This window comes from Desertibaculum subflavum (assembly GCA_003576705.1).
Classification (GTDB): Bacteria; Pseudomonadota; Alphaproteobacteria; order Ferrovibrionales; family Ferrovibrionaceae; genus Desertibaculum; species Desertibaculum subflavum.
Window position 1 is genome coordinate 35,630 of sequence record QOZS01000028.1, and the last position, 13,753, is coordinate 49,382.

The 13,753-nt window shown below is 66.8% G+C and carries 13 protein-coding genes; 4 read left to right on the plus strand and 9 right to left on the minus strand.

From position 1 onward, the window contains the following. Window positions 1-7 precede the first annotated feature (7 nt). The 3 genes from DT074_RS15750 to DT074_RS15760 all read right to left on the minus strand — a co-directional run bounded on the left by DT074_RS15750 (window position 8) and on the right by DT074_RS15760 (window position 5,235). Window positions 8-2,602 carry an AsmA family protein gene (locus DT074_RS15750; protein WP_162914939.1) on the minus strand — a complete coding sequence of 865 codons (2,595 nt, stop codon included), beginning with the start codon at window positions 2,600-2,602 and terminating at the stop codon, window positions 8-10. Window positions 2,603-2,700: 98 nt separating this feature from the next. Beyond that, entirely contained in the window at window positions 2,701-3,759 is a 1,059-nt protein-coding gene (locus DT074_RS15755) for a peptidoglycan-binding domain-containing protein (RefSeq protein ID WP_162914940.1), read from the minus strand. Window positions 3,760-3,948: 189 nt separating this feature from the next. Continuing rightward, the gene (locus DT074_RS15760) at window positions 3,949-5,235 is read right to left on the minus strand and encodes a UbiH/UbiF/VisC/COQ6 family ubiquinone biosynthesis hydroxylase (protein WP_368744699.1); all 1,287 of its coding nucleotides are present in this window, start codon (window positions 5,233-5,235) and stop codon (window positions 3,949-3,951) included. 168 nt (window positions 5,236-5,403) lie between these two features. On the opposite strand from DT074_RS15760, the gene DT074_RS15765 reads away from it, so the two are divergent. From DT074_RS15765 to DT074_RS15775, 3 genes are all read left to right on the plus strand, one after another. Beyond that, window positions 5,404-5,742, plus strand: coding sequence for a P-II family nitrogen regulator (locus DT074_RS15765; protein ID WP_119420812.1), 339 nt, complete (start codon window positions 5,404-5,406; stop codon window positions 5,740-5,742). 152 nt (window positions 5,743-5,894) lie between these two features. Continuing rightward, a complete protein-coding gene (locus DT074_RS15770; protein ID WP_119420813.1) occupies window positions 5,895-6,509 on the plus strand; it encodes a glutathione S-transferase family protein in 615 nt (204 codons plus the stop codon). A gap of 107 nt (window positions 6,510-6,616) precedes the next feature. After that, on the plus strand, window positions 6,617-7,069 hold the full coding sequence (locus tag DT074_RS15775) for a tetratricopeptide repeat protein (protein WP_119420814.1): 453 nt from the start codon (window positions 6,617-6,619) through the stop codon (window positions 7,067-7,069). Between the two features lie 12 nt (window positions 7,070-7,081). Here the strand turns inward: DT074_RS15775 and DT074_RS15780 are convergent, their stop codons facing one another. The 6 genes from DT074_RS15780 to DT074_RS15805 form a co-directional block, all read right to left on the minus strand. Further along, a complete protein-coding gene (locus DT074_RS15780) occupies window positions 7,082-8,098 on the minus strand; it encodes a succinylglutamate desuccinylase/aspartoacylase family protein (RefSeq protein ID WP_119420815.1) in 1,017 nt (338 codons plus the stop codon). Between the two features lie 64 nt (window positions 8,099-8,162). Further along, the gene (locus DT074_RS15785; protein WP_119420816.1) at window positions 8,163-9,119 is read right to left on the minus strand and encodes a branched-chain amino acid ABC transporter permease; all 957 of its coding nucleotides are present in this window, start codon (window positions 9,117-9,119) and stop codon (window positions 8,163-8,165) included. 10 nt (window positions 9,120-9,129) lie between these two features. Further along, a complete protein-coding gene (locus tag DT074_RS15790) occupies window positions 9,130-10,011 on the minus strand; it encodes a branched-chain amino acid ABC transporter permease (protein ID WP_119420817.1) in 882 nt (293 codons plus the stop codon). Window positions 10,012-10,041: 30 nt separating this feature from the next. Further along, window positions 10,042-11,256, minus strand: a complete 1,215-nt coding sequence (locus tag DT074_RS15795; protein WP_119420818.1) for an ABC transporter substrate-binding protein — start codon at window positions 11,254-11,256, stop codon at window positions 10,042-10,044. A 32-nt stretch (window positions 11,257-11,288) separates the two neighbouring features. Then, complete coding sequence (locus DT074_RS15800) at window positions 11,289-11,993, minus strand: ABC transporter ATP-binding protein (RefSeq protein WP_119420819.1); 705 nt, start codon at window positions 11,991-11,993, stop codon at window positions 11,289-11,291. Beyond that, window positions 11,986-12,741: an ABC transporter ATP-binding protein gene (locus tag DT074_RS15805; protein ID WP_119420820.1), complete on the minus strand. Its 756-nt coding sequence runs from the start codon at window positions 12,739-12,741 to the stop codon at window positions 11,986-11,988. The genes DT074_RS15800 and DT074_RS15805 overlap by 8 nt, the downstream gene beginning before the upstream one ends. 338 nt (window positions 12,742-13,079) lie before the next feature. Here DT074_RS15805 and folE point away from each other — a divergent pair, with 338 nt between their 5' ends. Then, complete coding sequence (gene folE, locus DT074_RS15810) at window positions 13,080-13,712, plus strand: GTP cyclohydrolase I FolE (RefSeq protein ID WP_162914941.1); 633 nt, start codon at window positions 13,080-13,082, stop codon at window positions 13,710-13,712. Window positions 13,713-13,753 lie beyond the last annotated feature (41 nt).

Genomic DNA, 13,753 nt, shown 5'->3' on the forward strand with positions numbered 1-13,753 from the left:
CAGGCGCCTACTGCGTCGGCTGTCGTCGCTGGCGGGCTTCCCGCAGCGCATCCCCGCAGGCATCCCGCGCCTCTTCCCCTGCGAGGCCGGCCAGTTGATTGAGCGGCACCAGCAGCCCGCCGATCACGCCGCGCAGCAGCCTTCCCGCGGTCTCGCCGCCGCGCAGCGAAACGGCGGGCTCCCGCCAGGTGCCGCCGATATCCACCGGTACGCCGGTCGCCGAGAACTTGCGCGATTTCGGCTCCGGATCGAGGGTGAGATCGAGGCCGCCGCTCGGCAGGTCGACGGTGCCGCGGCCGAGAATGGTCATTCGCCGCGTATCCATCATTGCCCGGGCGCGAACGTTGCCGCCATCCGTAGTGGCGAAGTCTCCGACGATGCAGTTGACCCGCACCGCCTCTGCCGGCGTGCGCCGCCAGAACGGGGGCAAGATGCCAAGGACGTCGACATCCTGGATCAGCCGGTTCAGTTGCCGATCGCGGATGCGTCCTTCCTCCGCAGCCAGGGTCATCTGCCCATCGAGCTCCCGGGCGAGGCCTTCGAGAGAACGGCCGGTACTGTCGATCGCGACTTCGAAGTCGAGCTCGAGGTCGGCGATCGCGGGACCGCCAAAGGCTTCCAACAATTTCGCGACATCGATCTCCGACGCTTTCACCTGAAGATTGACCCTCGCCGCGCCCGGCGGCGCGGCACTGCCAAGAGCGGCCTGTCCGCCGAAGCTGCCGCCCAGCGCGCGCAGGTCGAAATCGCGCAGCGCCAGCTTCCCGTCTCGCAGGATCAGTTTCGTGGACGCTGGCCCCATGCGGGCCTGCTGCGTCACGATCTCCTCCGCGGAAAGCGCCAGGTCGAGATTCACCTTATCGAGCTGGTCGATCCACGCGAGCCCGTCCTCGTCCTCTCCCGAAGACGATCCCGTTGCGGCGACGATCTCGGGAAGATGAAGCGCTTCCGCGGCTATGGAACCGTCGACCTCGACTTGGCCGTCGGCCGGAAGCTGCACCGCAAGCTCGCCTCGATAGCGGCTCCGGCCGATCTGCAGATCGATGCCCGCTAGTTCGAGCGCCCTTGTGCCGCTGCCCTGCAGGCCCGTCTTGATCTCGAGCGGACCGATCGCCGGCAATTCCCTCTCAAACCGCTTGCCGAACGCTGCCAGATCGCTGCCGCTTGCGTGGATCTGCAGCCGGTAGCTCGGCTCTCCGAGCAGATCGGTGATGGCGCCCGACGCGCGGAGATTCGTGTTCGGAGCAGAAACGTCAAGTTCGAGGTCCTGCAAGGACAGTGGAGCGTTCGGACGATCCTCCCGCACCAGCCTGGCTTCCGCCCGACCCGACCCGACCGGCTCCAGCGCAACGCCGAAGAGGCGGCCAACTTCGCTGACCTTCGCGGCCTCGACCGAGAGCGGTATCGAAACCCCACGCCATTCCAGCAAATTCTCGACACGGCCTCTGTCGGCCTGAAGCAATACTTCGCCCGCGGCACCACCCGCGGCACCAGCCGTGCCGGAGATGTCCATCAACGAGGGGGAACCGATCGATCCGCGGAGCCGGGCTTCGGCCCGCGCCTCGCCGAGCGGTGGCAGCGGAACGCCGAGGCGCTGTCCCAATCGCTGCGTCGATTCCGAGCGGGCGGTGATGGATAGCTCTATTGCGGCATCGGAGCGAAGGCCGGCGAGGCGGCCCTCTGCCCGCAACTCGGCCCAGTCAGGCTCCCCGACAGTGAGCGCCAGATCGGGCACCGAAACATCGGCGAAACCATCAGCGGCGATGCGCGCCTCCACCCGATAGGGGCCGAGCGCAGGAAGGCTCGCGTCGACAAGCCTTTCCAGCTCGTTCAGGCGATCGCCGGTAATGGCGAGGCGCAGCTCGGTCGGGGCGCCTCCGATCCCGACCGCGCCGTCGGCCGTGAGCGCGGACGGCCCCACGCGTCCCTCGGTCCATATCGGCCATTGCTCGGCAGCGCCGAACAGAGCGGCGAGCGACCCACCACGGCCGCGCAGTTCGAATGGCAGGTCGCCCCAGTGCCCCTCCGCGGCAAAATCGAGGCGACGCTCCGCTCCGCTTGCTGTCCACCCAGCCTCGGTCAGGGTGAGCACCTGCTCGGCCCCCGTATCTGCATGCCGCCACAACACCGTCGCCCCGTCGATCGCGAGCGTGGTTATCCATTCGACCGGCGGCGCAGCGGTGGAGCCACCATTGCCGGCAGACTTCCAGTTCGTCTGTCCGTCGGCGCCCTGTTCGATCAGAAGCCGGGCGCCAGCGATCTGCAGGCTTTCAACTTCGAATCTTCCGTCGCTGATCAGAGGCCACAACGCGAGTTCGATCTGCACCAGATCGGCCGTCAGACGGTCCTCGGTGGCCGGCTCGGCGGATGAATGCACACAAAGGCCACGCACCAGAAGCGTCGGCACCAGGGAAGGAGCCACTGTCAGCTCTTGGATAGAGACTTCGCCGCCGGTCGCCGCGCGCAGCCGGTCCACCACCGCGGCCCTCACGGGGCCGGAAACGTCGATGACGCCGAACCTGACAAGCAGCAGCGCCAAGGCCGCCGCAATCAGCAGCAGCGCGATCAGGATGGTAAGCGCCGCCTTCCACTTTCCGGTCACGTGACCGCCCATAAGGTTTTGGTCGCAAGAAGGCTCGCCGTCTGAAGGACAGCGAGCCTTCCGCTACCGCGACAGCGTCGGGCCGCCACGATCCGCGCTTATTGCTGCGACCTGCTGCCCCGCTGCTGTGAGCCAGCGAGGTTCAAGGACACCAGGCGGCCGGTCTGGGCATTCACTTCCAGATCGTAGCTGTGGCCGTTCATATCCGCCTGGGTCTGATATTTGCCGTTGTTCAGCTGCAGGTCGGTGATGTTCTCGAAGCCCTCGTTCTGAAGGTCCTGCCGCACCTGCTGTTTGTCCATGGGCTGACCCCCGGCAATCGCGGCCGAGTCTCGCGGGTTCGCATGCTGTGCGGAGACCAGGTGACCTTGACGCGCATTGACCGTCAGGTTGTAGGACTGCGCGTCGCGCTGAGCCTGCGCCTTGTAGACGTCGCCCTCGCGCCGGAAGTCGGTGATGAACACGTATCCGATCTGCCGTAGCTCGTCCTTGACCTGCTGCTCAGACATGTAGCCTGCCTGCTGGGCCGCGCCTTGTCCGCTTTGGCCCTGATTGGCCTGCTGGCTGCTATCCTGCGCACTCTGCTGCTGGCGCGACGGGGTCCCGCCCGTGGCCTGACGTCCGCTCGGCTGGTTGGCCGCAGCCTGTTGAATGCGATCGACCGTGTTCGTGTCGAGCCGCGTGGTGACGCGCATGCCCTGTTCCTGCTGGAACCGCGCAATGGCCGATCGGGTCAAGGGCCCCATGATGCCGTCGACGTCACCCTCGTAGTGGCCCATCTGCTTCAGATCGCGCTGCAACTCGGTCAGGGTCTGCTGGTCGACATTCGCTGCGACAGACGGCGCCTTGTTGCTTGGCCATGCGCCGGCTTGTTGTTGCTGTCTAGCCGATTGCTGTTGCCCCTGTTCGTATGCCTGCCGCTGTTGCTCTTCGTCGCCGAGGTAGTCCTCAGCCTTCTCGACAATGCCTTCGTCCATGACGGCACCGGCGGTGCCTCCCGCCGCGGCGCCTGCGACTGCACCGATCGGTCCGCCCACGACAGCGCCCGTGCCGGCCCCGGCCAGACCGCCAGTGGCCGCGCGCTGGGTATCCGTGCTGCCGCAAGCCGTGACGGCCAGCAGCGAAGTTGCGAGGATAGTGCTGAGCTTCCAGTCCATGATTTTTGTCCTCCCGTGTTGGACGGTAAGTCCGGGCAACGTGCGGGATGTGACGGTGTTCCATCGGTGGCCGCATTTGCAGCCCAGCGCCAAGCTGATGGCGGACGGCACTCGTCGGCGAAGCTTAGCGCTGCGGCGACTGGAAACCGGGCGCTCGAATCGGTGCGGGAAATGACGGGTTCGGGCAGGTCAGACCGGCTCGCCGCGCAGCAGGCCCGGCAGGTCGCCCATATCGCCGCGCGCATGGCGCATGAACACGCGTTTCAGCGGCGGCAGCTGTTCGACGATGCCGAGGCCGAGATCGCGGACAAGGCGGACCGGCGCAATGTCGTTGGAGAACAGTCGGTTCAGGCCGTCGGTGATGGCGCCGAGCACGAAGGTGTCGACCCGGCGCCAGCGCTCATAGGCCGCCAGCGCCAGCGGATCGCCGAGATCGAGGCCGAGCCTTGCCTGGCCGACCAGAATCTCGACCAGGGTCGCGACGTCGCGCAGGCCCAGATTGAGGCCCTGGCCCGAGATCGGATGGATGCCGTGCGCCGCATCGCCGGCCAGCGCCAGGCGGTGGTCGATGTAGCGCTCGGCATGCAGGAAAGAGAGCGGATAGCTCCAGCGCGGTCCCTCGACTTCGAGCTTGCCGAGATAGTCGCCGAAGCGCCGGCCGAGCTCGGCCAGGAACTCGGCTTCGGGCAAGGCGAGCAGGGCTGCCGCGAGATCCTCCCGTTCGGTCCAGACCAGCGAGGAGCGGCTGCCGGTCATCGGCAGGATGGCGAACGGCCCGGCCGGCAGGAAGCGCTCCTGGGCGACCCCTTGATGCGGCCTCTCGTGCCCCACGGTGCAGACGATGCCGGCCTGTCCATAGGACCAGGTGGTGGTGCGGATGCCGGCCGCCTCGCGCGTCGGGGAGTTGCGGCCCTCAGCGCCCACCACCAGCGCCGCCCGCACTGTCCTGCCGTCGGCGAGCCGGGCGTGCACGGCTGCCGGCCGGCGCTCGAGCACGGTGACGGCGGCGGGGGCGAGCAGGCGAAGGCCCGGCGTCTCGTTCACCGCTCCCTGCAAGGCGAGGCGCAGATGCCGGTTCTCCACCATGTGGCCGAACGGCTCGGCCCCCACCTCGCGGTGGTCGTAGTGGACGAAGAGGGGGGAGGTGCCGTCCGTCACCCGGATGTCGAGGATGGGCTCCGCCGCTTCCAGGTGGCGCCAGATCCCGAGCGCCTGAAGCGCCTGCCGGCTGGCATGGGCGATGGCGGAGACCCGGCCGTCGAAAGCCGGCAAGGTCTGGCTCGCCGGCGCCTCGCGGTCGACCACCACGACGTCGAGGCCGCCCTGCGCCAGCCCGATGCCCAGCGACAGGCCGACCAGGCCGCCACCGACCACCAGAACATCCGATTCGATCATGCCGTCGCGCATGGCAGGCAGCTTCCGGTGTTCCGGCGCGTTCGTCCAGCCGCCGATGCGCGCCGCCGCCGTTTTGCGCAAGCGCCTATAATTTCGGCAAACTCTCGGCGGAATTCATCCTTTCGGGGGCTTCCAACCGGCGGATGTGGTCGGCATGTTTCTTGATATGAGAGATCGGGACGGGAGATCGGTCCCCGGCCGGCACGCGGGTTTGCCGCTGGCGCGCTGCGAGGCGAAGGAGAAGATGCGATGAAGCTGGTTATGGCGGTGATCAAGCCGTTCAAGCTCGACGAGGTGCGCGAGGCCCTCACCGGCATCGGCGTGCAGGGGCTGACGGTCACCGAGGTGAAGGGATTCGGCCGGCAGAAGGGCCACACCGAGATCTATCGCGGCGCCGAGTATGCGGTCAGTTTCCTGCCCAAGCTGAAGATCGAAGTGGCGGTGAAGGACGAGCTTGCCGACCGCGTGGTCGAGGCGATCGTCGGTGCGGCCAAGACCGGCCAGATCGGCGACGGCAAGATCTTCGTCATGGATCTCTCCCAGGTGGTCCGCATTCGCACGTCCGAGCGCAACGACGACGCGCTCTGAGGCCTTGCGCCGTCCCTCTCGCCGCGGGCGGTGGCCGCGTCGGCGAGAGGCGGAGCCTCACGCCTTCTTACGTTGACGAGCGCCGGCCGGGGCTGGTCAGATGCCGGCCTCTGGACAGTGGGCGGCGGTCCAGCGACGGGAGGAGGCGCCAGATGAAGCTCTACAACTCGATCGGACCGAATCCGAAAATGGTCCGCATGTTCATGAAGGAAAAGGGCATCGAGCTGCCGCTGGTCCAGGTGGATCTGATGGGGGGCGAGAACCGCAAGCAGCCTTATCTCGAGAAGAACCCGGCCGGGCAGATGCCGGCTCTGGAGCTCGACGACGGCACCTTCATCACCGAGATCACCGCGATCTGCGAGTATCTCGACGACACCCACAAGGACGGCCCGTCGCTGATCGGCATCACGGCGAAAGAGCGCGCCGAGACCCATATGTGGACGCGCCGAATCGATCTCAACATCGTCGAGCCGCTGACCAACGGCTTCCGCTTTGCGGAAGGGCTGAAGCTGTTTCAGAACCGTATCCGCTGCATTCCGGAGGCTGCGGAAGGCCTCAAGACGACGGCGCGCGAGAAGCTCGCCTGGCTCGACGGGCTGATGGCCGGCAAGCAGTTCGTGTGCGGCGACCGGTTTACCATGGCGGACGTGCTGCTCTACGCGTTCCTGGAATTCGCCCAGACGGTGCGCCAACCGCTCGATCCCGCGTGCAAGAATATTGCCGCCTGGTACGAACGCGTGAAGGCCCGCCCCAGTGCGAGCGCCTGAATGGGCCGGCGCCTGATGGGCCAGCGCATGACTAATCTGCGCACGCCGCCTCTTCCCGCGATGCACTTGGAACCGTAACATCCCCCTCAACGGGGAAAGACCAGGCAATGGCGACAGATCGGCCCAAGACCTTCAAAGACCTGATCGAAGCGGCGGAACACGGCGATCCGCGGGCGCAGTTCGAGCTCGGCCGGCGGCACTTCCGCGGCGAGGGCGCGCCCCTCGACCGCCTGGAGGCGGAGCGCTGGCTGAAGCGGGCGGTGCAGGGCGGTCATGCCGTGGCGCGCATTTACCTTGCCGAGCTGCGCGGCAAGGCGGCGCAGCCGCCGGGCCGCGACCAAGCCTTCGACCGCTGGCTCGACGGCGCCATGCTGTCGATCAAGGCGGGCGACCTGCGCCGTGGCGGCCAGAATGCGGCGCGCCGCGACTTCGCGAGCTTCGCCGCCTCGCCGGTGTCGCTGTTTCGGCGGATGCTCACCTCGCGCTACCTGCCGGGCATTCTGATTGCCGGTCTGGTCGCCTATCTGCTCATCCGCCTGGTGCAGACCGGCGGCCTCTGAGGCCGCCGCGTCCTATATCGCCGCGAGATCGCTGCCGAGGTGGAACAGGCAGTCGCCGCGCTCGGTGCGGCCCGGCACGCGCTTGCAGATCACCAGGCCATCATGGCGGAAGCTCGCCACCGCCGGCTCGCGCCAGGGCGTGTCGTTGAAATGGATGCGGCCGGCCGGCTGGCCTGATTTCACCTCGTCGCCGAGCTCGGCTAGCGGCTCGAACACGCCGCCCTCCGGGGCGTAGACGTAGTAGTCGTCGCCGGCGACCGTCAGCAACCGTGTCGGCGGCGCCGGCGGCACGTCCACACGATAGACGCCGAGATGCGCCAGAATGCGGCGGATGCCGTCTTCCGCCACCTTCAGCACCGCCGGGGTCACCTGGCCGCCGCCGCCGAGTTCCGTCCCCATGCAGGTCACGCCATGGCGATGCGCCGCAGCGGTGAAGGTGCGGTCGGCGCCCTGCAATGCTGCGCCGAGATAGGAGATCGGCGCGCCGAACGCCTTCATCAGGGCGACCACCTTCTCGGTCTGCGCGGGATCGACGCTGCGCCGCGCCAACGTGCTGGGGATGTAGGTCAGCGAGCTGCCGCCGGAATGGAAGTCGAAGCCGAAATCCGACTGCGCCAGCAGCACGTGCTCGATGAAGAAGGCGATCTGCTGCGTCACCGTGCCGTCGGGATCGCCGGGGAAGGTGCGGTTCAGGTTGCCGTCATCGATCGGCGAGGTGCGCATGCCGGCCAGCGAGGCCGGGAAATTGGCCGAGGGCAGGATGATGATGCGGCCCTTCACCCGGGCCGGCTCGATCTCGCGGATCAGGCGGCCGAGCGCGACCTGGCCCTCCCATTCGTCGCCGTGATTGCCGGCCTGCAGCAGCACGCGCGGGCCGTCGCCGTTCTTGATGCAGGCGATCGGAATCGGGATCCAGCCATAGGCGGAGCGGTGCACGGAATGCGGCACGCGCAGGAAGCCGGTCTGCTTGCCGTCCTTGTTCAGATCCAGTTCGAGATAGAGACGGCTCCGCTTGCCTTCATCCGCCACTGATCGACCCTCCGCCCGATGCAAGCGGAAGCCTAGCGCGGATCAACGCGCCCGCGCAGCCATTTCAGTGCGCGGCCTGGGCTTTCGCCTCTGCGCCGGCCGCCGATGGCTTGCGGCGCTCCCACAGCGCGACGAGCTCGCCCACCACGCCGCGGCGCAACGACATCACGATGACGACGAAGATGACGCCCTGGATCACCAGCACCCACTCGCCCCATTCGGCGAGATAATTCTGCATGGCGATCACGATGAAGGCGCCGACCACGGGGCCGAGCACGGTGCCGATGCCGCCGACCAGCGTGATCAGCACCACCTCGCCCGACATCGCCCAGTGCACGTCGGTGAGCGAGGCGATCTGGCTGACCAGCGCCTTGGTGCCGCCGGCCAGGCCGCAAAGCGCGGTCGACAGCACGAAGGCCATCAGCTTGAAGCGGTCGACATCGTAGCCGAGCGAAACGGCGCGCGGTTCGTTCTCGCGGATCGCCTTCAGGATCTGGCCGAACGGCGAGTGGATGGTGCGATAGATGATGGCGAAGCCGATCAGGAAGATGACGGCGACGAAGTAGTACATCGTCAGCGAATCGCTCAGATCGATCAGCCCGAACAGGTGCCGGCGCGGGATCGCCTGGATGCCGTCCTCGCCATGCGTGAAGGGCGCCTGCACGGCGAAGAAGTAGAGCATCTGCGACAGCGCCAGGGTGATCATGGCGAAGTAGATGCCTTGGCGGCGGATGGCGAGCGACCCGAAGATCAGGCCGAGGAAGGCCGCGACGACGACGCCCGCCAGGATGCCGAGTTCCGGCGTCCAGCCCCACACCTTCACCACATGCGCGGTGATATAGGCGGCGCCGCCGAAATACGCGGCATGGCCGAAGGAGAGCAGGCCGACATAGCCGATCAGCAGATTGAAGGCACAGGCGAACAGCGCGAAGCAGAGCGCCGTCATCAGGAAGGACGGGTAGACGAAGAACGGCGCCACCACGAGCAGGGCGAGCAGGGCGAGGGCGATCGGCTTGTTCATGACGGGCTCCTCACTTCGCGGTGCCGAACAGGCCGGCGGGCCGGATCAGCAGCACGATCGCCATGATGACGAAGATCACCGTGCTGGACGCTTCCGGGTAGAACACCTTGGTCAGGCCCTCGATCACGCCGAGCCCGAAGCCGGTGACGATCGAGCCCATGATCGATCCCATGCCGCCGATCACCACGACGGCGAAGACGATGATGATCAGGTTCGATCCCATGGTCGGGTTGACCTGATAGATCGGCGCCGCCAGCACGCCGGCGAAGGCGGCAAGGCCGACGCCGAAGGCATAGGTCAGGGTAACCATGCGCGGCACGTTGATGCCGAAGGCGCGCACCAGGGTCGGGTTCTCCGTCGCCGCGCGCAGATACGAGCCGAGCTTGGTCTTCTCGATCATGAACCAGGTGCCGAGGCAGACGACGAGCGAGGCGACGACGACGAAGCCGCGGTAGTTGGGCAGGAACATGAAGCCGAGGTTCTGGCCGCCCGGCAGCGGATTGTCGTAGGGCTGGCCCGACGAGCCGAATTTGTAGCGGAACAGGCCTTCGATGATCAGCACGAAGCCGAAGGTGAGCAGAAGGCCGTAGAGGTGGTCGAGGTGGTACAGACGCTTGATGAATACCTGCTCGAGGATCACGCCGAATATCGCCACTGCCACCGGTGCCACGATCAGCGCGCCCCAGAAGGGGACGCCCGCATATTCCAGCACGAACCACGCCACGAACGCACCCATCATGTACTGGGCGCCATGGGCGAAGTTGATCACGTTCAAAAGGCCGAAGATGACCGCGAGGCCGAGGCTCAGCATCGCATAGAAGGCGCCGTTGATCAGCCCGATCAAGAGCTGACCGAACAGCGCCTGTGGTGAGATGCCAAGCAACTCGAACATTCTCGCGGCCCCCTTCGCCCTTAGCTGACGTCAGCCCTTGACCAGCGGGCAGCCGCCCTCGGCCATCGGCCGGAACGCCTCGTTGCCGGGGATCGTCGCCAGCACCTTGTAGTAGTCGTACTTGGCCTTCGACTCTTCGGGCTTCTTCACCTGCAGCAGGTACATGTTGCGGATCACGCGGCCGTCCTGCCGGATCGAGCCGTTCTTGGTCATGAAGTCGTTGATCGGCAGTTCCTTCATCTTCTTGGCCACCGCCTTGGCCTCGTCGGTGCCGGCCGCCTGCACCGCCTTCAGGTAGTGCATGACCTCGCCGTAGACGCCGGCCTGGATCATCGACGGCACCATGCCCTTGTGCTTCTCCATGAAGCGCTTGGCGAAGGCGCGCGTGTCGTCATTGAGATCCCAGTAGAAGGCGGAAGTCACGACCAGGCCCTGCGCCGTCTTCAGCCCGAGCGCGTGCACGTCGTTGATGAAGACCAGCAGGCCGGCCAGGCGCTGGCCGCCCGCAACGACGCCGAACTCGGCCGCCTGCTTGATCGAGTTGATGGTGTCGCCGCCCGCATTGGCAAGGCCGATGACCTTCGCCTTCGAGGCCTGCGCCTGCAGCAGGAACGAGGAGAAATCGGCCGTGTTGAGCGGGTGGCGCACCACGCCCAGCACCTTGCCGCCGCCATCGGTGACGAACTTCGCGGTATCGCGCTCCAGCGCGTGGCCGAAGGCGTAGTCCGAAGTCAGGAAGAACCAGGTATCGCCGCCCTGCTTCACCAGCGCCTTGCCGGTGCCGTTGGCCAGCGCGTAGGTGTCGTAGGTCCAGTGGATGCCGGTCTCCGAGCAGGCCTTGCCGGTAAGGTCCGACGAGGCCGGGCCGGACATCAGGAACACTCGGTTCTTCTGCCGCGTCACTTCCTGCACGGCGAGCGCGACGCTGGAAGTCGGCACGTCGACCATGGCATCGACCTGCTGGGTGTCGATCCACTGCCGGGCGACGTTGACGCCGATATCCGGCTTGTTCTGGTGATCGGCGAAGACCACCTCGATCGGCTTGCCCAGCACCTTGCCGCCGAAATCCTCCACCGCCATGCGGGCGGCGACGACGGAGCCCGGGCCGGTAATGTCGGCATAGAGGCCCGACTGGTCGTTCATCACGCCGAGCTTGACCACGTCGTCGGATACCTGGGCGGCGGCCGGGGCGGCGAGAAGCGCCACCATCGCGGCTGCACTCATCAGCTGCTTCATCCGTTGCATACTCTTCCTCCGCTGGTTGGGGCGTCGAAGGCTCAGACGCCGAGATACTCGTTGAGCTTGTCGATGCTGCCGGCCACTTCCGCCGCGGTCAGGTGATCGATCACCCTGCCGTCCTCCATCACATAGTGCCGGTCGGCGACGGTCGCCGCGAAGCGGAAGTTCTGTTCGACCAGCAGGATGGTGAAGCCGCGCGCCTTCAGCTGGCGCAGCACCTCGCCGATCCGCTGCACGATCACCGGCGCGAGGCCCTCGGTCGGCTCGTCGAGCAGCAGCAGGTTGGCGCCGGTGCGCAGGATGCGACCGATCGCCAGCATCTGCTGCTCGCCGCCGGAGAGCTTGGTGCCCTGGCTGCGGCGGCGCTCCTGCAGGTTGGGAAACAGGCCGAAGATCTCACCCACCGTCATGCCGCCCGGCTTCACCGCCGGCGGCAGGGTCAGGTTCTCCTCGACATTGAGGCTGGCGAAGATGCCGCGCTCCTCCGGACAGAAGGCGATACCCAGGCGGGCGATGCGGTTGGACGGCAGGCTCACCGTCTCCTGGCCTTCGAACTTCACCGAGCCGGTGCGGTGTCCGACGATGCCCATGACCGATTTGAGCGTGGTCGTCTTGCCGACGCCGTTGCGGCCGAGCAGGGTCACGACCTCGCCCTTGCGGATCTCGAATTCGACGCCGTGCAGGATGTGGCTCTCACCGTAGAAGGCCTGCAGGCCGTGCACCTGAAGCAGCGGCTCAGCCATGGCCGGTTCCCATATAGGCTTCCTTCACCCGCGGATCCTCCGCCACCGAGGCATAGGGGCCTTCGGTCAGCACCTCGCCGCGCTGCAGGACGGTGATGGTGTCGCTGATATCGGCGACCACCTTCATGTTGTGCTCGACCATCAGCACCGTGCGGTTGGTGGCGACGCGCTTGATCAGCTCGGCGATGCGCGGGATATCGCCATGCGCGAGGCCTGCCATCGGCTCGTCCAGCAGCAGCATCTCGGGCTCGAGCGCGAGCGTGGTGGCGATCTCCAGCGCGCGTTTGCGGCCGTAAGGCAGCTCGCCCGCCGTGGCGCCGTGATACTCGCTGAGGCCCACTTCGTCGGCCAGCTGGTCGGCGCGGTCGTTCAGCTGGTCGAGGCTGCTCTCGGAGCGCCAGAAGTGGAACGCCGTGCCGAGCTTGCGCTGCAGGGCGACGCGGATGTTCTCGCGCACGCTCAAATGCGGAAACACGGCGGAGATCTGGAACGAGCGCACCAGGCCCATGCGGGCGATCTGGGCCGGCGCGGCGCGGGTGATGTCGCGGCCGTTGTAGTGGATGCTGCCGCGGGTCGGCACCAGGAACTTGGTCAGCAGGTTGAAGCAGGTGGTCTTGCCGGCGCCGTTCGGGCCGATCAGCGCATGGATGGTATGGCGACGGACCCGCAGGCTGACGTCGCGTACCGCGACGAAACCGCGGAACTCCTTCGTCAAGCCCTCGGTCGCGAGGATGACGTCATCGGACATGTGATACTTGCCGCCTCCCCGTTTTTCCCGGCTCCCGGCCGGCGTTGTCCCCGAAAGCTTACAGCAAACTCCATACCATCGCCTCGATGCGGCCGATGGCCGCGCCTGGGGCGCGTGGGGACTTGCCAAAACCCTCCGGGGCAATGGGCCGGCAATCTAGGGGCGGTCGCAGACGGCGGCAAGGCCGCAGAATCGTCGATTTTCTGCCTCTTTTTCGGTGCTTCTGGTCGTGACCCGTGGGCGCCCTATATCGAATCTGGCTGCTCGCCCTGATCCGCGGCGGGCCTATTGTCGTAAGCTATTGGCCCACAAGCAGGGGCATGGGAGGAAAGAACCCGATGACGCCGCCGCGCCTGGACGTGATTGACGCAGATGCCGCCGAATTGCGCGCTTTCCATGCCCGCCGGCCGAGCCGGGAGGAGGCCGAGGCGGCGATCCGCACATTGATCCTCTATGCCGGCGACGATCCGGACCGCGAAGGGCTGGCCGGCACGCCCGACCGCGTGGTGCGCTCCTACGACGAGTTCTTCGCCGGCTACCGCGAAGACCCGAAGCAGATCCTCGAGCGCACCTTCGAGGAGGTCGAGGGCTATGACGAGGTTGTGCTGCTGAAGGACATCGAATTCGCCAGCCACTGCGAGCACCACATGGTGCCGATCATCGGCAGGGCGCATGTCGCCTATCTGCCCGACAAGCGCGTGGTCGGCATCTCCAAGCTCGCGCGCGTGGTCGAGGTCTATGCCAAGCGGCTGCAGATCCAGGAGAAGATGACGGCGCAGATCGCCAACACCATCAACGAAGTGCTGCAGCCCAGGGGCGTCGCCGTGGTGATCGACGCGGCGCATCAGTGCATGACGACGCGCGGCGTGAACAAGCCCGGCGTCTCGATGGTGACCAGCACGATGCTCGGCGCCTTCCGCGAGCAGGGCGACACGCGGCGCGAGCTGCTGGCGATGATCGGCCGCGGCTGAGATAGGTTCCGGGCGCACCTGTCTCGACGTCTCGACGAGTG

Excerpts from the sequence above, each read along its gene's own strand:
- DT074_RS15765 (WP_119420812.1), top strand. The coding sequence starts at position 5,404 with ATGAAGCTGGTTATGGCGGTGATCAAGCCGTTCAAGCTCGACGAGGTG.
- DT074_RS15770 (WP_119420813.1), top strand. The coding sequence starts at position 5,895 with ATGAAGCTCTACAACTCGATCGGACCGAATCCGAAAATGGTCCGCATG.
- DT074_RS15805 (WP_119420820.1), bottom strand. The coding sequence starts at position 12,741 with ATGTCCGATGACGTCATCCTCGCGACCGAGGGCTTGACGAAGGAGTTC.
- DT074_RS15800 (WP_119420819.1), bottom strand. The coding sequence starts at position 11,993 with ATGGCTGAGCCGCTGCTTCAGGTGCACGGCCTGCAGGCCTTCTACGGT.
- DT074_RS15775 (WP_119420814.1), top strand. The coding sequence starts at position 6,617 with ATGGCGACAGATCGGCCCAAGACCTTCAAAGACCTGATCGAAGCGGCG.
- DT074_RS15785 (WP_119420816.1), bottom strand. The coding sequence starts at position 9,119 with ATGAACAAGCCGATCGCCCTCGCCCTGCTCGCCCTGCTCGTGGTGGCG.
- DT074_RS15755 (WP_162914940.1), bottom strand. The coding sequence starts at position 3,759 with ATGGACTGGAAGCTCAGCACTATCCTCGCAACTTCGCTGCTGGCCGTC.
- DT074_RS15790 (WP_119420817.1), bottom strand. The coding sequence starts at position 10,011 with ATGTTCGAGTTGCTTGGCATCTCACCACAGGCGCTGTTCGGTCAGCTC.
- folE (WP_162914941.1), top strand. The coding sequence starts at position 13,080 with ATGACGCCGCCGCGCCTGGACGTGATTGACGCAGATGCCGCCGAATTG.
- DT074_RS15795 (WP_119420818.1), bottom strand. The coding sequence starts at position 11,256 with ATGCAACGGATGAAGCAGCTGATGAGTGCAGCCGCGATGGTGGCGCTT.